The sequence below is a fragment of the Agrococcus sp. AC640b genome, from assembly GCF_979255995.1.
Genome location: NZ_CEEDMM010000019.1, coordinates 22,176 through 42,712, shown reverse-complemented (window position 1 = coordinate 42,712; position 20,537 = coordinate 22,176). Strand labels below are relative to the sequence as shown.

Genomic DNA, 20,537 nt, shown 5'->3' with positions numbered 1-20,537 from the left:
AGATCCTCCCATCGGTGTGGTCGTGACCGGGCGCGATTCGTCGCCGTCCGCCTGGGGGTGGTGGGATGGATGCGGTGGGCTCGCATCCGCCGCCACCCGCATCCGCAGCCCGGAGGGCCTCCATGTCGCACGCATCCGACGCACGCGTCGTGTTCCTCGACGTCGACGGCACGATCATGGACGAGGCGGCGCGCGTCGCCGACTCGACGATCGAGGCGGTGCGCCGCGCCCGCGCGAACGGGCACGCCGTGCTGCTCGCGACGGGTCGCGCGCCCGGCGAGGTGCCGAGCCACGTGGCCGAGATCGGCTTCGACGGCGCGATCACCGCAGGCGGCGGATACGCGTCGATCGGCGGCGAGCGGGTGCTCGAGCGCACGATGGATGCCGAGCTGACGGCGCGCATGGTGGCCGTGTTCGAGGATGCGGGCGTCGACTACTACCTGCAGTCGTACGACGGCGTGTACCCGACGCAGCACGTGCACCTGCGCTACGCCGAGTACCTGCGCCGCTACGCGGGGGAGTCGTTCGACGGCATCGAGCCGCACGAGCATCCGCGCGTCGCGCCGCTGGTGCAGACCGAGCCGCTGCCGACCGAGGGCATCGCGAAGGCGATGTTCATCGGCGAGGACCTGGGGTTGTTCGCGCGCATCTCCGAGACGCTCGGGGCAGACTTCCACGTCATCACCGGCACGATGCCGAACCTGGGATCGGCGAGCGGCGAGGTGAGTCGCGCCGGCGTCACGAAGGGTGCCGCGATCGAGCACGTGCTGCCGCTGCTCGGCTTCACCGCCGACCGGGCCATCGGCATCGGCGACTCGTCGAACGACGTCGAGATGTTCGACGTGTGCGGCGTGGCCATCGCCATGGCCGGTGCGGTGGTCGAGGTGCGTGAGCGGGCGTCGGAGTTCACGACGGGTGTGCTCGACGACGGCATCTGGAACGCGTTCGTGCGGCACGGCCTGGTCTGAGGCGCCCTGCTGGTCACGGGTTGCAGTGATCGGTCAGTCCTTGCGACCACCATCGACCACCGTCGAGCGCAGCGCCACCCCGATCCCGCCCGCACGCAGAAGCGGGGCGAGCCCGTAGGCCCGCCCCGCATCCATCCGCGTTCGTCCGCTCACGCGGATGCGATCACTCGAGCTTGATGGCTCGCGTGGGCTCCGCCGTGCCCTCACGGTACGAGCGGCGACGTGCGGCGCGGGCGATGAGGAACAGGATGATGCCGACGACGATGTAGCCGAGCGCGATGAGCCACGTCTGTGGCGACTGCTGCGTCAGCAGCGCGATCGAGGCGATGAGCGCCAGCACGGGCACGATGCGCGGCACCGAGAAGTGCTTGTGCGCGACCTCGTCCTTCTTCAGCACGAGCACGGAGATGTTCGCGGAGATGAAGACGAGCACGAGCAGCAGCACGGTCGTGTCGGCGAGGGTGCCGACGTCGCCGACGAACGACATCGCCATCGTCACGATGCCGACTGCGAGGATCGCGACCCACGGGGTCTTGCGGCCCGAGAGCACCGAGCCGAAGATCCTCGGCAGCAGCTTCGCCTCCGCCAGACCGTACGTGGCGCGCGACGCCATGACCATGAACAGCAGCGCGCCGTTGCCGATCGCGACGAGTGCGATCAGCGAGAACAGCCACGTCGGGAACGCGAAGCCGGATGCGTCGATGACCTCGAGCAGCGGGCCCTCGGACTGCGCGAGCTGGTCGGTGGGCACCACGATGGATGCGCCGACGGCGAGCAGCAGGTACACGATGCCGGCGGTGATGATGGCGCCGAACAGCGCGCGCGGGTAGGAGCGCGAGGGGTTCTTGACCTCCTCGGCCATGTTCGCTGCGGCTTCGAAGCCGAGGAACGAGAAGAAGGCCGTGATGGTGGCGGCGAACGCACCGGTGATCGGTGGCACGCCCTCTGCGAAGGTGACGGGGCGGTTCATGTCGCCACCGCCTCCGCCGATGACGAGCGCGGCGATGACGATGATGATGATGAGGCCGGTCATCTCGATCAGCGTCGCGCCGACGTTCGCCATGAGCGACTCGCGCACGCCGCGGATGTTGATGAGGATCAGCAGCGCGATGAACACGAGGGTCACGGGGATCGTGGGGATCTCGACGAGACGCTGCAGGTAGTCGCCTGCGAAGGCGTTCGCGAGCGCTGCGGAGGTCGTGATGCCCGACGACAGCATGAGGAAGCCGATGAGGAACGTCACGAACGGCTTCTTGAACGCCCGCTCCGCGAAGCGGGCTGCACCACCGGCGTGCGGGTACTTCGTGATGAGCTCGGCGTACGTGCCTGCCGTGAGCAGCGCGAGCACGAGGGCGAGGATCAGCGGCACCCACAGGGCTCCGCCGACGTCTTGCGCCAGCGTGCCCATGAGCGTGTAGATGCCGGCACCCAGGGTGTCGCCGACGATGAAGAAGAACAGGAGCAGGGTGGTGATGCCGCGCTTGAGCTTCGTCGCCGAGGCGCCGTCGGCTGCTGGGGCGGTGGTGGTCTCGGCCATAGCGCGCAAGCATGCCATGGATCCGCAAGTGGCGTGCACGTTCGTGCATGACTTGCGGGATCGGGGGATGGGTGGCATGCGGTCGCGGCCATCGCGCTCGGCCGCCGGTCGGTTCGAGCCGCTGCGGACGGCCGTGCACGGCTCCGGGTCGGGTCAGTCTGGTCGCTCGCCCGCGGTGAAGCGCGCCGCGTGCTGGGTGAGGCGGTCGGCGACGGCATCCTCGGCGGCGCGAGGATCCGCCCCGCGCATCCGCTCCGTCAGTCGGCGAAGTCGCGCGGCGCCACGTCGATGAGCGCGCGGGCGAGGTCCTCGGGCGTGCGCGCGCCGTGCTCGCCGTCGGACTGCAGCCACCAGCTCAGCACCGTGATGACGCCGCCTGCGAAGAAGTGCGCCGTGACCTCGGGGTCGGCGTGCAACTGGTCGCGCGTGTGCAGCGTCTCGAGGTTGAGGTGCGCGAACGTGCGCACGAGGGAGTCGGCGAAGGCGCCGCCGCCGACGAGCAGCGCGCCGTACGTGTCGCGGTGGGCGTCGAGGAAGCGCGCGAGCTCGAGGAAGACCCGCTCGTTGACGGTGCGCGTGGAGCCGCCCGCGCGCACCTCGGCGCGGGCCGACGCGACGAGCCCGCCGATGCGCTCGGTGAGCGCCGCGACGGCGAGCTCGTCGAGGCCTGCGAAGTGCGCGTAGAACGACGAGCGGGTGACGCCGGCGCGCTCGACGACCGCCGACACCGTCACCGCAGGCGCCTCGTCGAGCAGCACGCGGTAGGCCTCGACGAGGCTCGCCCGCGTGCGCTGCACCCTGCGGTCGCGGCTGTCGACGCGCCGCGACCGCAGGTCGGCCTGAGCGGTGGGGCGTGGCACGGCGTTCCTCCTCGAACGGCGGTCGAGGGCGCCGGCCATGCCATCCGGCCCGGTCAGGCCGGGCGGTAGGTCTCGCGCAGGGGCGGCGGGATCGTGCCCTCGGGGATGGGGTGATCGTACGGCGTGACGCTGATGATCGACTCGAACTCGTCGCGTGCCGCCTGCAGCAGCGCGGGGTCGACGAGCAGGTCGATCGCGGTCGCGGCCATGGCCTTCGCGGCGTGGACCATGCCCTTGTGCGCTGCGGGGCTCTTGCCCTGCGTCACCATCTGCCACGAGTGCGCAGGCGTGCCGAGCGCGGCGGTGCCGGCGACGATCTGCACCGTCGGCGTGACCCAGCTGACGTCGCCGACGTCGGTCGATCCCGTCATCTGGAAGCGGTGGGCGGGGTCGACGAGCGGCGGCACGGCGTCGTAGTACGGGGGCGTGTCGGGTGCGAGGCCGCGGCGGCTGCGGGCCATGGCCTCGGAGCCCGGCGGCAGCCCCTCCGCGATCCGTCGGCCGTACTCCTGGTCGGCCTCGTCGAACGGCACGCCGCCGAGTGCGGCGACGTTCGCGTGTAGCCGCTCCTCGAGCGCGCGGTTCGGCAGCACCTCGGCGCACGCGCCCTCGAAGTCGATCTCGACCTCGGTCTCCGTCATCATCGCCGCACCGTGCGCGACCTTCTTGACGCGCTCGTAGAGGGTGCGCATCCGCGCCACCGTGGGGGAGCGCACGATGTAGTACAGCTCGGCGGTGGGCTGCACGACGTTGGCCGAGGGGCCGCCGGCGTCGGTGAAGGCGTAGTGGATGCGGTCGTCGTCGTCCATGTGCTCGCGCAGGAAGTTCACGCCCACGTTCATGAGCTCGGCGGCGTCGAGCGCGCTGCGCCCGTGCTGCGGAGCCCCGCCGGCGTGGGCGGCGACGCCGCGGAAGCGGAAGTACGCCTGCGTGTACGCGAGCGACTTCCACTGGTCGGCGCTCATCGCGTCGCCCGGGTGGTTCGTGACGGCGGCGTCGACGTCGTCGAACGCGCCGGCCAGCACCATGTACGTCTTGCCGGCGGCGGCCTCCTCGGCGGGGCAGCCGTAGTAGCGCACCGTGCCGGGCAGGCCGGCGTCGGCGAGGTGCTGCGCCGTGGCGACGGCGGCGAGCAGCGAGCCGGAGCCGAGCAGGTTGTGCCCGCATCCGTGGCCGGCGTCGGCCTCGCTGTCCGGGTCGGGCTCGCGCACGCTCGAGTGCGCGGCCTGGTTGAGGGATGCGAGCGCGTCGTACTCGCCGAGGAATCCGATGACGGGCGCGCCCGATCCCCACTCGGCGCTGAACGCGGTCGGCACGCCTCCGGATGCGCGGGTGATGCGGGCGCCGTGCTCCTCGGCCGCGTCGATCTGCCGCTCCATCGAACGGTGCTCCTCCCAGCGCAGCTCGGGGTCGGCCCAGATCTCGTCGCTGAGGCGGGTGAAGCGGGGCGCGAGGGCGTCGACGATCGGGGCGACGGTCGACACCGTGCTCTCGGGGTTGGTCATCGGGTTCCTTCCTGGGTGGTCTGGTCTGCGGCGGCGGGCGCGCCGGGAGCGGTGGTGCCATCCTCCGCCGTCGCGGCCGTGCGCGTGGGCAGCACGAGCGCGAGCACGATCGTGAGGACGACCGAGGCGGCGACGCCGAACAGCGCGAAGACGGGGATGAGCGGGGTCAGCACGAGCTGCACGACGAGGCCGACGCCGAGGGCGATGGCGAGGATGCGCGGTTGCGGGTTGCTCGCGATCATCTGCACGACGACGGCGCCCATGACGGCGGGCAGGATGAACGTCTGGATCGACGCGACGACGTCGGCGGGGATGAGCTGCAGCACGATCGTGCCGAGCACGCCGACGAAGACGATGAGCGACACGAGGTGCACGGCTGCGGCGCCGCAGATGGCGAGCACGGCGGCGAGCTGCCCGCGGCGGGTCTCGGGCTTCGCGCCGATCGCCGACTGCGCGACGATCGCCGACGGCAGCAGCTTGCTCGAGATGTTGCCGATCATGAACGCCTGGTACATGCTCGCGGGGCCGAGGATCGGGAAGTACGAGAAGGGCTCGACGACCCAGACGACTCCGAATGCGACGGCGATGGCGATGACGCCGAGCACGACGGCATCCACCTGCACGCCCAGCTGCACGGCGAGGATGGCGGGGCCGCCGACCATGAGCACGAGCGCGGCGATCATCGTGATGCGTCCCCAGCGCGACGTGGTCGTGTCGAAGCGCGCCCAGGCGGCGTTGGCGGTGGCGGTGGCGTTCGTGTCGATCATGTCCGCTCCTGTCTGCGTGCTGCGCGTGCTCATGCGATGCCTGCCGATCCGAGCGCGACGCCCACGGCGATCGCGACGACGAGGGCGAATCCGAGGCCCCATTCCTTCAGCCACGCCTTGCCGGTGGCCTTCGCGATCCACAGGCACAGCGCCATGGTGGCGGCGCCGGCGAGGGTGACGATCGTGGCGGCGAGGCCCTTCTGCAGCTGCTGGATGCCGAAGGTCACGAACGCGCCGAGCAGCGCGGCGGTGGGGATGATCGTCATCGCGGCCGCGGCGCGCACGCTGCGCGCGGAGGCGAGGCGGGCGTTGCCGCGCTTCAGCAGCGGCGTGACGATGAGGGTGACGAGCATCCAGCCGGAGCCTGCGATCGACAGGCACAGCAGCACGGTGGCGAACACCGACTGCGTGTAGCCCTCGCCGCCGAGGCTCACGCCCTGCGTGCCGGCGGCGATCTCGGCGCCGGCGACCTCGAACGCGGCCGAGCCGATGAGGCCGATGCGCGTGAGGGTGCCGGGGGTGCCGAAGACGCCGAGCAGGGTGATGGCGACGAGGGCGACGGCCATCGAGGGGCCGATCGCGGCGACGGCGCCGGCGCGGAACGACCGCGTGACGTCGTCGCTCGTCATGCCGACGGCGGGTGCCGACCTGCGCACGGCGACGAAGTAGATGACGGTCTGGGCGGCGATCACGACGAAGACGCCGATCACTGCGACCCACATCACGGGGCTGTTGGCGGCGGCGAGGATGTCGGGCGAGCCGGGGTCGAGCTGCGGCAGGTGGGGCACGGGCACTCCTTCGAGGCGTGACGTCGCCGGTCGGCGACGATTGCTGTGCTCCGATAATGGACACTGTCCGATTTCGTGCGCGCTACCCGCGGCGTTACCTGTGTGTAAACCCCGGCCCGCCTCGCGCCAGGCCCACTCGCTGAGCCCGCTCGCCAAAACCGCCCCTTGAGGTTCGAGCGAAGCGAGCCTCGAAAGGGGCACCACACTCCTACGGCGAGCACCCTGGTCGCTCGGGTGCTCGATGCAGTCCCCGCGTCAGCACGAGCTGCACCTCGAACACCTGGACGCCTGGGATCGCGCATCGCGCCGAATGCCCGAGGTTCGCGGCTACGCGCTGGGATCGGGCTGCGGGCTTGCGGGGCGGCTACGGCGAGCAGCCGGGGTCGTCGGGATAGTCGATGCAGTCGCCGCGGGTGAGCACGGTGTGCACCTCGAAGATGCGCACCGACTCGGTGGGTGCGGCGACGTCGAGGGTGCCCGGCACCGACGACCATCCGCCGTCGGCTGCGATGTCGGCTTCGAACGTGATCGTGACGGTCGCGGCATACTCGCCTCTCGACTGGTACTCGTGCGTCGTCGCGGTCGCGGTCCAGTCGTCGTCGGTGCCGACCCAGAGTGCTCCGGGATCCTCTGTGGTGACGGCGGTGCCGTCGCCGTAGTCGAACGTGAAGGCCGTCGGCCGCCAACGCACCTGGATCGGCTGGCCCAGCAGCGTGCCGCTCTGCACGTGGTCGGTGGCCGTCGCGACGAAGTTCGTCGGGATGCCGAGCACGCCCCAGTTCTCCGGCTGCACGATGAGCTCGCCGACGGCTGGGGTGAACGAGGCGAGATCGGCGATCGTGATGGGCGCGACGACACTCGCCTCGACCGTCGGCGCAGTGCCGCACGACGCGAGGCCGGCGGCGCAGCGGAGGTCGCGGCCGGCGGGGCGGCGTGGGGCTGGGGCGCTTGCGCTGCTTGATCCTGTGCTCTGGGTCGATTCTGAGGCCGTCAGCACCGCCGTCACTTCGAGATTCTCTTGGCTCATGTTCGTTGTGCACAGGCCCGCTCGCTGCTGAGCAGTCGAGCAGGTTGCAGAGGTCGCCACGGGCAAGGCCGGTAGAACTGCGCCGAGCACGATGGCCGAGATCGCGACAGCCAGGGTCGGATTTAGCTGCACGGGGCACCATCTCCGCCACTCCAAGGACCGACGGCAGACACCAGCAGGTCTCGGCCATCCCCGCGATCGAACTCGACGTGCAAATCGACGAGTGGGTCGCGACCAGCAGGCGTGACGTCCTCGCCATCGGGCCCGATGAACGCGGTGGACGACACGTCCTCGCAAACTCCAACGGCGAGGCGATCGAAGGAGTCGTCTCTTTCGATGAGATCGAACGCGACGGTCGCACTTTCACCCGTCGTTGTGATCCCGTCTTCAAGCAGATCCTGAGCGGCGGCCGCTTCGCTTGTTGCGACTTCGTCTGTCGCCCAGTCCGTCAACCGCGTGTAGTCGGGTGTGTCTGATGCGTAGAGCGCGTCAACCGCGATCCGGAAGCCCTCGTACACGCTCCGCGCTTCAGCAAGCAGCTCCTCGTCGGTCGGCTCGTCGCTGGGGTTCGAAGGCGACGGCGGACTGCCAGAAGGTTCAGGCTCATCCCCGTCCACGCAGGCAGCGAGCGTCACCACCGCCGCCGCGCTCACCGCCGCCCACGACATCCATCGGCTCCCACGATTCATGCGGTGACCATACGAAGGCCTGGCGACAGCCGCGATGGGCTGTCCACAGGCTCGTGCCTCCCAGGCCCGGGCGGCGAGGAGGTCGCCCGCAGTCTGCGCCGCTAGGTTCGGTCGCACAAGAGACGGTGGCGACGATGGGTGGCTCGATGCGTGCAGTCAGGCATGTCGGCCTCGATCTCGCATGGGGTCTACGGGGCCGCACCGGGGCGGCCGTGGTCGACGATGACGGTGCGCTCGTGGCCTCGGCGACGCTGCAGTCCGACGACGACATCGTCGCGTGGGTCGAGCAGCACGCGCCCGCTGTCGGGGTCGTCGCGCTCGATGCGCCGCTCGTCGTGGAGAACGCGCAGGGTTCGCGGCGGTGCGAGCAGGAGATCCAGCGGGCGTTCGGGCGCTTCGACGCCGGCGGCTACCCGTCGAACACCACGAACCCGCACTTCGTGCCGCCGCGCGCCGCGACGCTCGCCGACCGTCTCGGCCTCACGATCGATCCGTCGCTGCCCACTCGTGAGCGCGTGGCGATCGAGGTGTACCCGCATCCGGCGATGATCGCGCTGTTCCGCCTCGGCCGCACCGTGAAGTACAAGCGCAAGAAGCAGGGCTTCGACCTGCAGCACGCTGAGACGAGGCGACTGCTCACCCTCATGGGGGCGGTGCCCGAGCTTAGGCTCGCCGACAGCCCCCAGTGGTCGCGCATCGTCGCCATCGTCGACGGAGCCGCCGGGCCGGCCGCGCTCGGCTCGGTCGAGGATGAGATCGACGGCATCTTCTGCGCGCACCTCGCCTGGCTGTGGGCCGCGAGATCGCCGCAGCTCGAGGTCTACGGTGACGTCGCGGAGGGCTACATCGTGGCGCCGCCGCGCCCGTCGTGGGATCCGACGCCGCGGCTGGTGCCTGCGGCGCCGACCACCGACGGCGCCGACCTGGGCCGGGCCGCACCGAGCGCCCGACCGAGCCCCACGACGCCGCGAACGCCAGAGCAGGAGCACCCGTGATGCAGCCCGACGTCCGTGACCGAGCCCTCGGCGCCGTCCTCGGCTCCGCGACGGGCGACGCGCTCGGTGCGCCGTACGAGTTCCAGCCGCCGCTGCCGAGCGACGACGACGTCGTCATGCGCGCCGGTGGCGCGTTCGACTGGGAGCTCGGCGAGTGGACCGACGACACGTCGATGGCCGTGCCCATCCTGCGCGCCCTCGCGGACGGGCGCGAGCTCGACGACGAGGCGACGCTCGATGGGCTCGTGGCGACGTGGGCGCGGTGGGCGTCGGGTGCGAAGGACGTCGGCAACCAGATCCGCGCGGTGCTCGGCTCGATCGACGCGACCACCGCTGCGGCGGCGAGAGCGGCGGCGCGCACGATCCACGAGCAGACGGGTCGCAGCGGCGGCAACGGCAGCCTCATGCGCACCGGACCCGTCGCGCTCGCGTACCTCGCGGACGGCGACGAGATGCGGCTCGCCGCCGCAGCCCGCGGCATCAGCGACCTCACGCACTTCGACCCCGAGACGGGTGACGCGTGCGTGCTGTGGTCGCTCGCGATCCGGCACGCCATCCGCACCGGACGCATCGACGCGCGCCCCGGCATCGGGCACATCCCGTTCGAGCGGCGCGAGACGTGGCTCGTGCGGCTCGACGAGGCTGAGCGGTCGATGCCGTGGGAGTTCCCGCAGAACGGCTGGGTGGTGCATGCGATGCAGGCGGCGTGGTCGGCGATCACGCACGCCGATGCGCTCGAGCGTCGCCTCGTGCTGGCCGTGCGCTGCGGCAACGACACCGACACGGTCGCCGCCATCGCGGGAGCGCTCGCCGGAGCGGCTGCCGGAGCGAGCGCGATCCCGGATGCGTGGCGTCGCGAGTTGCACGGATGGGCGGGCGACGGCGAGGTGGCGACGGGCGCGCACCTCGAGGCGTGGGTGGAGCGGGCGATCGCGTACGTGCGGTGAGGGGTGCGGCGCTCGCGCGAGGAGCCCCTCGCCCGTCAGTGCAGCGGACTCGTCACGAGCTTCGCCGCGAACCACAGGAAGACGGTGCCGATCGCTGCGTTGCCGGCGGCTGCGATGAGCGGGCGCTTCCGCACCGTGGCGGCGAGACGAGCGCCGACGAGGATGAGCGTCGTCAGGTAGAGGGCGCTCGCGACCTCGAGCAGGCCGCCGAGCAGCAGGAACGTGAGCAGCGGCGCCTCGTACGTCGGGTCGACGAACTGCACGAAGAAGGCGAACATGAACAGGATCGCCTTCGGGTTCAGCAGGCTCACGATCAGCGCGCGCTGGAACGGTCGCTCGCGTCGCTCGCGCGGCTCGCCCGCTGCGGATGCGGCTGGCGCCGACCCGCGTTCGGCCGCGAGGGCACCGCTGGTCACGTCGAGCTCGGCCGCCTCGATGCCCGCAGCCTCGAGCCGCATGACGTCGATGGGGGAGGTGTCGGCAGGGGTGCGCAGCAGTCGCCGCCCACGCCACTGCCTCCAGGCCGCGCGCAGCGACGTGAACGCGAGCCACGCGAGGTAGAGGGCGCCGCCCCATTGCACGATCGTGAACAGCATCGGGTTGGCGGCGAGCACGGATGCGACGCCGAGTGCTGCGAGCACGATGAGCACCGCGTCGCCCAGGAAGACGGCGGCTGCGGCGGCGTAGGCGGCGCGGATGCCGCGGCGGGCGGCGACCGAGAGCACGTAGAGCGAGTTGGGTCCGGGCATGAGGATGATGACGACCAACCCCACGAGGTAGCCGCCCAGATCCGTCACGCCCAGCACGGCTCGATCCTCGCATCCGCCGCGGTCGCACCGGGGATCGTGGCTGGGGCCGCGTGCCCCGCGCAGGCCGGTGCGGTGGTCAGGGCTTCGCGGCCTCGACGAGTGGCTGCAGCACGCCGTAGTCGTGCTCGTAGTCGCGCAGCAGCCTCGTGCCGCGGTGCGCGAGCTGGTCGCTGCAGACGTCGATGAGTCCCATGCCCCACACGCGCACCTCGGTGCGTCGCCGTTCGTCGTAGATGTAGCGCAGCATCGCCCGTGACGGTGGGCCGTCGTCGACGACGATCGGCGCGCGCGGAGGCGACTCGCGGTACAGCGCGACCATCGAGAGCTCGGGCCAGTACGCATCCACCGGCAGCCTCCTGCGCTGGCCCCGCGCATCCGGATCGGCTCGCAACCAGTCGAACGTGTGCTGGCGCAGCGCCTTGCGACCCACGATCTTCTCGCACAGCGACAACACGTAGTGCTCGTCGCTGTTGACGCGGATGGGCCCCGTGGAGAGCTCGAAGCCGAGGCCCTTGAAGTGACGCAGCGACGTCACGCTCAGCCCACCGTGGCGGGTGTGCCGTACGCGCACGCGACCCTGTCGGGCTCGCAGCGTGCGAGCGGTCGCGAGTGGGAAGGATGGGCCATCGTCGCTCCTCGTGGTAACCCGTGTTGCGAGCAGGGTAGCGCTGGTTGAGATTGGGCGTGGGCGACTCTCCCCAAGCGTCGGCGCGCGGCGGGGCTCGGCCGGCGAGGCGAGGAGTGGGCGCGGCTCGCTGGGCTCGCCATGGCAACGTCGTGCGCCGCTGCCTCCGCAGGCGGAGCCGCGGCTTCGGCTACCGCGGGGCCGTCGAGCGGGTGGCTGGTGTCAGACGATGCCGGTCGACTCGACGCCCGGCGAACCGACGCACGGCGAGGTCGGCGGACCTAGTTGCGGTTCAACCCGTGCCGCCGAGTGTCGAGCGCCACCTTGAAGTGGCTCTCGGCCGCGTCGATCGTCGATGTTGGTGTGGACGGATCGAAGACGCGCAGCAGCGAGAAGCGGAAGCTCGCAGGGTCGAGCCCGCGCAGCTCGACGTTGCCGCCGTGACCGTTCGTCGCGTACGCACTCCAGCGTTGACGGATGCTCTCGACACCGTCGGCCTTCCCGACGTACTGACGGCCGTCGCAAGTGTCGGTGATGAGATACACGCCGACGACGGCAGCGAGCGCGGTTCGCCACGATGCATACCGGTGCTCGCGCATCACGGCCTGGAGCCGGGCATGGTCGAGCACGAGCCTGTCGAACCCGGGGAACGGGATCGGCTCCGCATCGGCGATGCCCTGCACCGGGTACGGCGCTGCGGTCGCGCCGTACATCCACCATCGGCGCGGCAGCCTCCACCCGATGACCAGTCGGCGTCGCAGATCAGCCATGCGCTCTGACTCCACGAGGTCGAAGACTCGACGCTCGCCATCGTTGACGATCTCCCCACGGTTCTCCATCACCGCCCAGAGGCGAGCTTGGTCACCGCCCTCGCGCACGAACACGATCCAGTGGCGCGGGGCGACGGCGGGGAAGTGTCGCGGATTCGCCGACTGGTTGTTCGTGTAGGCGAGGATCTCCGCATCGGTGGAGTCGGCATGGATGCCGCGAATGCCGCTGTCCTCGTGCTCCTGCACGTAGGCGTGGCGGATGACGATCGCGTCGGCAAGGTCGATGCCGGCGTCGAGGAGCAAGGGGCCGAGAGTCAGTGTCACCGGTGGGCTCCCCATCGCGTCCGTTGCACGTGCGAGTTCACTGTCTCTCCTCGTCTTGCAGGCTGACGAGGCGTTGCGAGGTGGAGCGTCAGACCACGTCGGTCTCGACGTGCGCGAGCTGGGCCGGCACGGCGATGTCGTGGTCGCCGGCGCTCGCGATGCGACGCACCTCGACGACCGTCGCAGCGGCGGCTCCGGCGTCGGCGACGATCCACTCGCCGATGAGCGTGCGGCTGCCGTCGGGCGTCTGGAGCGCGACGCCGGTGACGTCGAACTGCCCGTAGAGCGAGTGGTCGAGGCGGGCGGATGCGAGGTCGCCGTGGGCGAGGTCGGTCGCGGCGACCACGTCGCCGTCGAGCTCGCCGAGCTCGGTCAGCCCCTCGAACGCGCGCAGCGGCGACGTGGGCTTGCCAGTGCCGGAGTCGAACGCGCGGGCGGCGAGCAGGCGCGATCCGTCGGAGACGGTCGCGACCGTCCCGGCGTACTCGAAGAGCCCGTAGCGGTCCTCGCGGAAGACGGCGCGCACGGGTGCGTCCGCGTCACGGTCGGCGATCGCGGTCGTCATGGCGGCGACGTCGCGCTTGGCGGAGCCCTGTGCGGCGGTGAGTCGGTCGAGCGTGCTCATCGGCGTGCGTCTCCTCGTCGGTGAAGCCTGGCCGCCAGGATACGGGGCTTCGAGCCTGGGCGATCGGTCGTGGCGCGACCGTGCAGGACGCGGCCGGCTAGGGCCCGCAGTCTCAGAGGGCACGCTGCACCGTGCCCTACCGTGGGGCCATGGCTTCGGACTCCGTGACGCAAGCGCTCCGAGACATGGTCGCTGAGCGCGACTGGGCGCAGTTCCACACGCCCGAGAACCTCGCGAAGAGCGTCTCCATCGAAGCTGCGGAACTGCTCGAGTGCTTCCAATGGGGCGCTGCCTCCGACGCGCAGGAGGTGCAGGACGAGCTCGCCGACGTGCTGACCTACTGCCTCATGCTTGCGGATCGACTCGGCCTCGACGCCGACGCGATCGTGCTCGAGAAGCTCGAGAAGACCAAGGCGAAGTATCCCGTCGACCTCGCGAAGGGGCGGATGACGAAGCATGACCGGCTTTGAGATCGAGCGTCTGCCGTTCGTCGACGAGCAGGTGCAGGCGTGGGCGAAGGCGCACCCGAAGGCTGCGAACTGGCCCGTCGTCTATGCGCTGAACGGTGGCGGCGACGTGTACGTCGGCGAGTCGCTCAACATGGCGAATCGGGCGAAGCAGCACCGCGCAGCGCCAGAGAAGCAGCACCTCGAGTCCATGCGCGTGGTCATGGATCCAACGTTCAACAAGTCGGTGTGCCTCGATCTCGAGTCTTACCTGATCGGGTTGTTCAGTGGCGATGGCAGGTACAGCGTCCTCAACCGCAACGACGGCATCATCGACGCCGACTACTACGAGCGGGCTCGATACCAGGAGACGTTCGGCGAGATCTTCGAGCAGCTGCGCCGCGACGGCCTGTTCGAGCGCTGCATTCCAGAGATTCGCAACAGCGACCTCTTCAAGCTGTCGCCGTTCAAGTCGCTCACGCAGGAGCAGGCGATCGCGGTCGAGGACATCCTCGAGGGCCTGTTCGCGGACCTCGGCTCGAATCGACGGACGATGAGCGTCGTCCAGGGTGCTCCGGGCACGGGCAAGACCATCGTCGCGATCTACCTCATCAAGCTGCTGCGCGACATCGCCGATCGCCCGCGCGCCGAGGATCTCGATCGGGACTCGATGTTCGCGGAGTTCTTCGCGGAGGGCTATGCCGACGATCTCGAGCACCGCCGGATCGGGTTCGTCATCCCGCAGCAGTCGCTCCGCGTCTCGGTGCAACGGGTCTTCAAGAAGACGCCCGGCCTGAATCCGGGCATGGTGATGACCCCGTTCCAGGTCGGCAACAGCACCGTCGACTTCGACATCCTGGTCGTCGACGAGGCTCATCGACTCAACCAGCGTGCAAACCAGCCCTCTGGCCCGCAGAACAAGCAGTTCGCCGAGATCACCGAACGGCTCTTCGGCGTCGATGACGTCACCAAGACGCAGCTCGACTGGATTCGCGCGAAGGCGAAGCACGTCATCCTCATGCTCGATCGAGGCCAGAGCGTGCGACCGGCCGATCTTCCTCCATCGGCGACGATGGCACTCGTGGACGAGGCGAGGCGCGACGATCGCCTCTACCCGCTGACGTCGCAGATGCGAGTGGCGGGAGGCGACGACTATGTGGGCTTCGCGCGCAGCCTGCTGGGCGACGAGCCTCCGGCTCCACGATCCTTCGCCGGGTACGACCTGCGCTTCTTCGACGACCTCGGCGTCATGCGTCGCGAGATCAGGGAGCGCGACGACGAGTTCGGGCTCGCGCGTCTCGTCGCCGGCTACGCGTGGCCGTGGGCATCGAAGAAGGATCCGGCAGCGTTCGACATCGAGCTCGACGGCGAGCGGATGCGGTGGAACGTCACGGCGACGGACTGGATCAACTCGCCGACGTCACGCGACGAGGTTGGCTCGATCCACACGGTCCAGGGCTACGACCTGAACTACGCGGGCGTCATCATCGGCCCCGAGGTGCGCCTGTCTGGCGACGGTCGGGTGACCTTCGTGCGTGAACGCTACTTCGACAGGAAGGGCGCCGAGAACAACCCGAAGCTCGGCATCACCTACTCGGATGCCGATCTGCTCGAGTTCGTCCGCAACGTCTACACGGTGCTGCTGACGCGCGGGATGCGCGGCACGTACGTGTACGTCGTCGATCCCGCGCTCCGTGAGCGTCTCCGAAGGCCACTCGCGCGGGCGCGCTGACGAGCTCGCTGCTCGAAGCTAGCGAGATGCTCGTTGCGATCGATCATCTCGTCAGCAGTGCGGAGAGCTGCACCTCGTCGCAGGCGCTTCTCTCCCGTCGGCCAGGCTCGCCGTCGAGACTGCAGTGCTGCAGGGCCGCGTACCGCCCGTGCCGCTGGTCGCCATGCGAGCTCCCGGCAGCCCGCACTCAGCATCGCGGCGCAGCATCGTCGCATGAACGACTTCTGGGGTACGGCGGTACCGAACTGGATCATGGCGATCGGAACCATCTTGACCGCTGGTGCGGTCGTGTTCGCGTGGTGGAGCCTGCGGCTCGAGATGCGACGTGATCGGGCGGAGGCGATCAGCCGCGACCGCGAGGCAGCCGAACGCGTGACGGCGACCTGGGCGACGAGCGGGTCCGAGTGGGCCGTCGTCGTGCGCAACGCCCATCCCGGCGAGATCCATGACCTCGAGCTGCTCGTCGTCGGCAACGCGAACCGCGGGGGTGACCGCATCCGTCGTCGCAGGCTGGTGAGCGGTTGGCACCTGCATCGCTCCGAGGCGCGCGGCGCAGGGAGGGCTTGGTCGACTCCTGCGATCGTCAACGACATCGAGGGCTGGCAGCCGGTCGCCTCCGACAACCATCGCATCGCCCGCATCCGCTTCTGCCGACACGGGGAGGGGTGGCAGGTGGACCCGGGCCGCGACGCACGCCGCATGACTGCCGAGGAGTTCGCCGAGCACACCGAGGCGATGGGAGCGCACTGGGCACGTGGCGACCGGACGCTCGACGGCGGCGTTGCCTCGAACGTCTGATCGCCCCCGACGAGGTGGATGGCGTGCCACGTTCAGCGCCACCATGGACCCACGGATTCCTTCGGGCCTCTCCCCGGCGCCGGCTTCGGTCGCATGCGCGCTGCCGACCGGCAGCGCAGCGACGCGTCGCACGTGGATGCGAAGGTCCTGCTCGGTGGTGCGTAGGCCGCACGTCACGCGGTGTCCCGCGTGTCGTCAGGGATGTGCGGCTACTGCAGCACGGCGTAGCCGAGCTCTCGCGCCTTCGCCGCAAGCCGTTCGTCGAACGTGAGGATGGGGTTGCCGACAGCCGGACCACCGGCGCTCAGCATCACCAGGCAGTCCGGGATCGGCAGTCCGGTCGTCGCGCGCAGCACTGCGACGTCCAGCGGCGTTGCGTCGGGCGCCGCCTCCGTCACCCCCATCTGCAAGATGCTCGCCCAGACGCGCTGGGCGGTCGCGCGATCGGTCTGGGCGGGACCGGCGAGCACCTCGGCGATCGTCACGGGATGCATCGCCAGCGGCTCGCCCTCACGGGCTTGCAGCAGCTCGACGGCTCGATCGTGGTGTGCGTTCGATGCGTCGAGGAACCCGATCACGACGTTCGCATCGAGGATGTTCACTCCGCCCATTCCTCGTCGAGCTCGTCGAGGATCTCGCGAGGGAACGCTCCCGTCGCCGAGCCGGCGATCGCGGCCAGCGGCTGCGCCTCGTGCTGCGCCGCCTCGTGGATGATGTGACGCAGGTACTGCGACTGCGAGAGCCCGGCTCGGGCCGCATTCGCCGCGATGCGCACCGCGTCCGCCTCCGGGATCGCGCGCACCAAGATGTCAGCCATGACGCCACGCTACCACTACGTGATATCACTCGCGTTACCGGTGCAAGCGAACGTCGTCGCTCTTGCCGTGGCGGCGTGCCAACGCTAACGTCGACTCAGAAGCAGAACGTGTCGTTCGCATATCGAACGAGACGGTTCGGCTCGACAGCGCAGTCGAAAGAGGACCGATGCAGTTCCACCACGACGGGTACGTCTCCGGCGACCCCCGCATCCAGCCCGCGCAGGGCACGGGGATCGACCGTCCGAGCGAGATTCCCGACGAGGTCGACGTCCTCATCGTCGGCTCCGGTCCGGCCGGCATGCTCCTCGCGGCGCAGCTCTCGCAGTACCCGTCCGTCACGACGCGCATCATCGAGCGTCGCGCGGGGCGGTTGAAGGTGGGGCAGGCCGACGGCATCCAGGCGCGCAGCGTCGAGACGTTCCAGGCGTTCGGCTTCGCGGAGCGCATCACGCAGGAGGCGTACCGCATCACGTCGACGAGCTTCTGGGGGCCGCGCGACGACGACCCCGGCAGCATCCACCGCACGAAGCGCACCGACGACGACCCCAACGGCATCAGCGAGTTCGAGCACCTCATCGTCAACCAGGCGCGCGTGCTCGACTACTTCGCCGAGGCCGCGCTGCACGGGCCCGGGCGCATCGAGCCCGACTTCGGCATCGAGTTCGTCTCGCAGGAACGGGATGACCACCCCACGCATCCCGTGCTCGTCACCATCCGCGACTCCGGTGCCACGAAGGAGGCCGAGGATGCGGCGCTCGCCGCCGCGACCGGACTCGAGGCGGAGGCGGCGCGGCTGGCGGTGAACGAGGCTGCGGTGGATGAGTCCGGTGCGGGCTCGCTTCGAGACGCCGACTCCGCAAGCTCCGTCGGCTCCTCAACGAGCGGTTCTGGAACCGCGAGCGGTTCTGGGGAGGCGAGCGGTGCTGGGGCGACGAGCGGTGCTGGAGACGAGCGCCCGACCCGCCAGATCCGCGCCAAGTACGTCGTCGGCTGCGACGGCGCCCGCAGCGGCGTGCGCCGCTCGATGGGCCGCACGCTGCAGGGCGACCAGGCGTTCCATGCGTGGGGCGTCATGGACGTGCTGCCCACCACCGACTTCCCCGACATCCGCATGAAGTGCGCCATCCAGTCGGCGGCGGGCAGCATCCTGCTCATCCCTCGCGAGGGCGGGCATCTGGTGCGCTTCTACGTCGACCTCGGCGAGGTCGCCGCCGACGACGCCGGCCGCATCCGCACCACCACGGTGCAGCAGACCGCCGAGCGCGCGAACGCCATCCTCTCGCCGTACACGCTCGAGGTGCAGGACGTCGCGTGGTACTCGGTGTACGAGGTGGGGCACCGCCTCTGCGACCGCTTCGACGATGGGGTAGACGAGCACGGTGCCGAGCGCGCACCGCACGTGTTCATCGCGGGCGACGCGTGCCACACGCATTCGGCGAAGGCCGGGCAGGGCATGAACGTGTCGATGCAGGACGGCTTCAACCTCGGTTGGAAGCTCGGCGCCGTGCTCACCGGCCAGAGCCCCGAGGCGCTGCTCGCGACGTACTCGGCCGAGCGGCAGGTGGTGGCGCAGAACCTCATCGACTACGACAAGCAGTGGTCGAGCCTCATGGCGAAGAAGTCGGCCGAGCTCGCTGACCCCGACGAGATGACGCGCTTCTACGTCGACCAGGCCGAGTTCCTCTACGGATTCCGCACCACGTACGAGCCGTCGATGATCACCGGTACGGCCGAGCATCAGGCGCTCGCGGCCGGCTTCCCCATCGGCAAGCGCTTTAAGTCGTACCCGGTCGCGAGGGTGGCGGATGCGAACTTCGTGCAGCTCGGGCACCATCACCGCGCCGATGGTCGGTGGCGGCTGTATGCGTTCGCGGATGCGTCGGGGGAGGCGCTCGCGCGCTTCGCCGCCGAGATCCCGGATGTCGTGGCCCGCTTCACGCCGGAGGGCGCGGACGTGGATGCGGTCTTCGACCTGAAGGTCGTGCTGCAGGATGCGTGGCAGGACGTCGACCTCGGCGCCGTGGCGCCGGTCTTCCTGCCGAAGACGGGCGCGCTGGGCCTCACCGACTACGAGAAGGTCTACGCCGCGATCGCCCCGCGCGACTGCCAGCCGGCGGCGCCGAAGATGGCGGTCGGCACCGACTTCGACGCGGACATCTTCGATGCGCGCGAGCTGTCGCGCGATGGGGCGATGGTGCTCGTGCGGCCCGATCAGTACGTGGCGCACGTGCTGCCGCTGGATGCTGTTGGGGAACTAAGAGAGCTCTTGGGCGCCTCACTTCGGGAGCGAAAGCCGTAGCCTGAGCCGAAAGGGAGGATGCGACACTCCGTGACTATCGCATCCCGGTAATGGGGACGGACTAGCTGTGTCGAAGGTCGCCGAGTGCGCGCGCGTTGTTTGGGTGCTTGTGAGACGTACTTGGAGAGCCACATGGCGTCCACTGCTGGGTGCTGCAATCGTCCTCTTCGTGCTTGGGCTTGTAGTGGCCGTGTGGATTCTGCCGCCGTTCCTTGTGGCTTCGGACCAGGCCATGGGTGCGAGGTCCGGCAGTGACGTAAGTGCGGCGAGGCAGGCGATCTTGTGGGCGGCTGGCGGCTTGATCGCCATCATCGGGCTGCTCTTCACGTGGCGTCGGTTGGTCCTCTCGACTCGCGCGGCCGCCCTGGCGGATGCCCAGGCCGAGCGCGAAACCGACGCGAACCTCACATCGCGCTATACCGAGGCCATCGGTCAGTTGGGCGATGAGGAGAGCGTCGCCGTACGGCTCGGCGGGGCGTATGCGCTCGAGCGGATCGCCAAGGACTCTGAGCGCGACCGTCAAGCGATTCTGGACGTGCTCTCCGCATTTCTGAGGGAGAAGTCACCACGCAACGAGGTCCCCACCGACGAATTTAACCGACCGATGAGAGTCGACGTTGAAGCTGTGGCCGCCGTCATCGCTCGCGTCTCGCAGTTGTTTGAACCGGATCATCGGATCGACCTTTGGGGAACCCACCTCACCGGAGCCAACCTGCGCTCAGCCAACTTCGTGGGAGGAGATCTGCGTGCGACTATTCTCAGTTTCGCTGATTTGAGCCAAGCAGACCTACGCGGCGCTGATCTTCAACGCTCCAATCTGATGCGGGCTGATCTTCGCGGGGCGAATTTCGCGTTTACGGACTTGGCCGAAAGCACGGTTGCCGGGGCCACCTGGGATGACACCACGATCTGGCCCGAAGGGTTCGATCCCAACGATCAAGTCGTCGAGCCCGCATCCGAAGTCCTGTCGTCAGTTGACGCAGAAACCGCCGCCAAGGACGTCGACGATGGGGGGCGCACGACCGCGGGGAATCAAGAAACGTCGACATCCGACGCTGTCTACAGCGAAGCGATCGATCAGCTTACGGAAGATCTCGAGGCTAGGCTCGACCGAACGCTTTGAGAGTGGCCTGCCTCACACCTCCGGGTGTGAGGGGCGAGCGGGCGGCCATCGTGTCGAGCATTGAACACGGGCTCGTCCGCCCGCG

General features: G+C 69.6%; 21 protein-coding genes. 8 read left to right on the top strand and 13 right to left on the bottom strand.

All coding sequences use genetic code 11. The features are described 5' to 3' along the window. The first annotated feature begins 122 nt into the window (after positions 1-122). Positions 123-968 carry a Cof-type HAD-IIB family hydrolase gene (locus ACZ6H8_RS08565; protein WP_464146348.1) on the top strand — a complete coding sequence of 282 codons (846 nt, stop codon included), beginning with the start codon at positions 123-125 and terminating at the stop codon, positions 966-968. 163 nt (positions 969-1,131) lie between these two features. Here the strand turns inward: ACZ6H8_RS08565 and ACZ6H8_RS08560 are convergent, their stop codons facing one another. The 7 genes from ACZ6H8_RS08560 to ACZ6H8_RS08530 all read right to left on the bottom strand — a co-directional run bounded on the left by ACZ6H8_RS08560 (position 1,132) and on the right by ACZ6H8_RS08530 (position 8,141). After that, a complete protein-coding gene (locus ACZ6H8_RS08560; protein ID WP_464146347.1) occupies positions 1,132-2,505 on the bottom strand; it encodes an APC family permease in 1,374 nt (457 codons plus the stop codon). 257 nt (positions 2,506-2,762) lie between these two features. Further along, a complete protein-coding gene (locus ACZ6H8_RS08555) occupies positions 2,763-3,365 on the bottom strand; it encodes a TetR/AcrR family transcriptional regulator (RefSeq protein WP_464146346.1) in 603 nt (200 codons plus the stop codon). A gap of 53 nt (positions 3,366-3,418) precedes the next feature. Next, the gene (locus ACZ6H8_RS08550) at positions 3,419-4,870 is read right to left on the bottom strand and encodes an amidohydrolase (RefSeq protein ID WP_464146345.1); all 1,452 of its coding nucleotides are present in this window, start codon (positions 4,868-4,870) and stop codon (positions 3,419-3,421) included. Then, positions 4,867-5,637, bottom strand: a complete 771-nt coding sequence (locus ACZ6H8_RS08545) for a hypothetical protein (RefSeq protein ID WP_464146344.1) — start codon at positions 5,635-5,637, stop codon at positions 4,867-4,869. Before ACZ6H8_RS08545 ends, ACZ6H8_RS08550 begins: the two co-directional genes overlap by 4 nt. 29 nt (positions 5,638-5,666) lie before the next feature. Next, complete coding sequence (locus tag ACZ6H8_RS08540; RefSeq protein ID WP_464146343.1) at positions 5,667-6,425, bottom strand: DUF5058 family protein; 759 nt, start codon at positions 6,423-6,425, stop codon at positions 5,667-5,669. 364 nt (positions 6,426-6,789) lie between these two features. Then, entirely contained in the window at positions 6,790-7,452 is a 663-nt protein-coding gene (locus tag ACZ6H8_RS08535) for a hypothetical protein (protein ID WP_464146342.1), read from the bottom strand. Between the two features lie 122 nt (positions 7,453-7,574). Continuing rightward, positions 7,575-8,141: a hypothetical protein gene (locus ACZ6H8_RS08530; protein WP_464146341.1), complete on the bottom strand. Its 567-nt coding sequence runs from the start codon at positions 8,139-8,141 to the stop codon at positions 7,575-7,577. Positions 8,142-8,275: 134 nt separating this feature from the next. Here ACZ6H8_RS08530 and ACZ6H8_RS08525 point away from each other — a divergent pair, with 134 nt between their 5' ends. Further along, positions 8,276-9,136 (top strand): DUF429 domain-containing protein, encoded by an 861-nt coding sequence (locus ACZ6H8_RS08525; protein ID WP_464146340.1) that lies wholly within the window; start codon positions 8,276-8,278, stop codon positions 9,134-9,136. Continuing rightward, positions 9,136-10,083 carry an ADP-ribosylglycohydrolase family protein gene (locus tag ACZ6H8_RS08520; protein WP_464146357.1) on the top strand — a complete coding sequence of 316 codons (948 nt, stop codon included), beginning with the start codon at positions 9,136-9,138 and terminating at the stop codon, positions 10,081-10,083. The genes ACZ6H8_RS08525 and ACZ6H8_RS08520 overlap by 1 nt, the downstream gene beginning before the upstream one ends. 35 nt (positions 10,084-10,118) lie before the next feature. Here ACZ6H8_RS08520 and ACZ6H8_RS08515 read toward each other — a convergent pair whose 3' ends face one another. The 4 genes from ACZ6H8_RS08515 to ACZ6H8_RS08500 all read right to left on the bottom strand — a co-directional run bounded on the left by ACZ6H8_RS08515 (position 10,119) and on the right by ACZ6H8_RS08500 (position 13,236). Further along, positions 10,119-10,889, bottom strand: a complete 771-nt coding sequence (locus ACZ6H8_RS08515) for a LysE family transporter (RefSeq protein WP_464146339.1) — start codon at positions 10,887-10,889, stop codon at positions 10,119-10,121. A 79-nt stretch (positions 10,890-10,968) separates the two neighbouring features. After that, on the bottom strand, positions 10,969-11,427 hold the full coding sequence (locus ACZ6H8_RS08510) for a hypothetical protein (protein ID WP_464146338.1): 459 nt from the start codon (positions 11,425-11,427) through the stop codon (positions 10,969-10,971). A 371-nt stretch (positions 11,428-11,798) separates the two neighbouring features. Continuing rightward, positions 11,799-12,626, bottom strand: coding sequence for a GIY-YIG nuclease family protein (locus tag ACZ6H8_RS08505; RefSeq protein ID WP_464146337.1), 828 nt, complete (start codon positions 12,624-12,626; stop codon positions 11,799-11,801). 73 nt (positions 12,627-12,699) lie between these two features. Continuing rightward, the gene (locus ACZ6H8_RS08500) at positions 12,700-13,236 is read right to left on the bottom strand and encodes a hypothetical protein (RefSeq protein WP_464146336.1); all 537 of its coding nucleotides are present in this window, start codon (positions 13,234-13,236) and stop codon (positions 12,700-12,702) included. A 149-nt stretch (positions 13,237-13,385) separates the two neighbouring features. On the opposite strand from ACZ6H8_RS08500, the gene ACZ6H8_RS08495 reads away from it, so the two are divergent. The 3 genes from ACZ6H8_RS08495 (at position 13,386) to ACZ6H8_RS08485 (ending at position 16,212) form a co-directional block, all read left to right on the top strand. Next, positions 13,386-13,706: a nucleotide pyrophosphohydrolase gene (locus tag ACZ6H8_RS08495; protein ID WP_464146335.1), complete on the top strand. Its 321-nt coding sequence runs from the start codon at positions 13,386-13,388 to the stop codon at positions 13,704-13,706. Continuing rightward, positions 13,693-15,414, top strand: coding sequence for a DNA/RNA helicase domain-containing protein (locus ACZ6H8_RS08490; protein ID WP_464146334.1), 1,722 nt, complete (start codon positions 13,693-13,695; stop codon positions 15,412-15,414). The genes ACZ6H8_RS08495 and ACZ6H8_RS08490 overlap by 14 nt, the downstream gene beginning before the upstream one ends. A 213-nt stretch (positions 15,415-15,627) precedes the next feature. Then, positions 15,628-16,212 carry a hypothetical protein gene (locus ACZ6H8_RS08485; protein WP_464146333.1) on the top strand — a complete coding sequence of 195 codons (585 nt, stop codon included), beginning with the start codon at positions 15,628-15,630 and terminating at the stop codon, positions 16,210-16,212. A gap of 209 nt (positions 16,213-16,421) precedes the next feature. Here ACZ6H8_RS08485 and ACZ6H8_RS08480 read toward each other — a convergent pair whose 3' ends face one another. Further along, positions 16,422-16,823, bottom strand: coding sequence for a type II toxin-antitoxin system VapC family toxin (locus ACZ6H8_RS08480; RefSeq protein WP_464146332.1), 402 nt, complete (start codon positions 16,821-16,823; stop codon positions 16,422-16,424). Continuing rightward, complete coding sequence (locus ACZ6H8_RS08475) at positions 16,811-17,029, bottom strand: hypothetical protein (protein WP_464146331.1); 219 nt, start codon at positions 17,027-17,029, stop codon at positions 16,811-16,813. The genes ACZ6H8_RS08480 and ACZ6H8_RS08475 overlap by 13 nt, the downstream gene beginning before the upstream one ends. 167 nt (positions 17,030-17,196) lie before the next feature. Here ACZ6H8_RS08475 and ACZ6H8_RS08470 point away from each other — a divergent pair, with 167 nt between their 5' ends. Continuing rightward, positions 17,197-19,329, top strand: a complete 2,133-nt coding sequence (locus ACZ6H8_RS08470; protein ID WP_464146330.1) for an FAD-dependent monooxygenase — start codon at positions 17,197-17,199, stop codon at positions 19,327-19,329. A 298-nt stretch (positions 19,330-19,627) separates the two neighbouring features. Further along, complete coding sequence (locus tag ACZ6H8_RS08465; protein WP_464146329.1) at positions 19,628-20,452, top strand: pentapeptide repeat-containing protein; 825 nt, start codon at positions 19,628-19,630, stop codon at positions 20,450-20,452. The last annotated feature ends 85 nt before the right edge of the window (positions 20,453-20,537 follow it).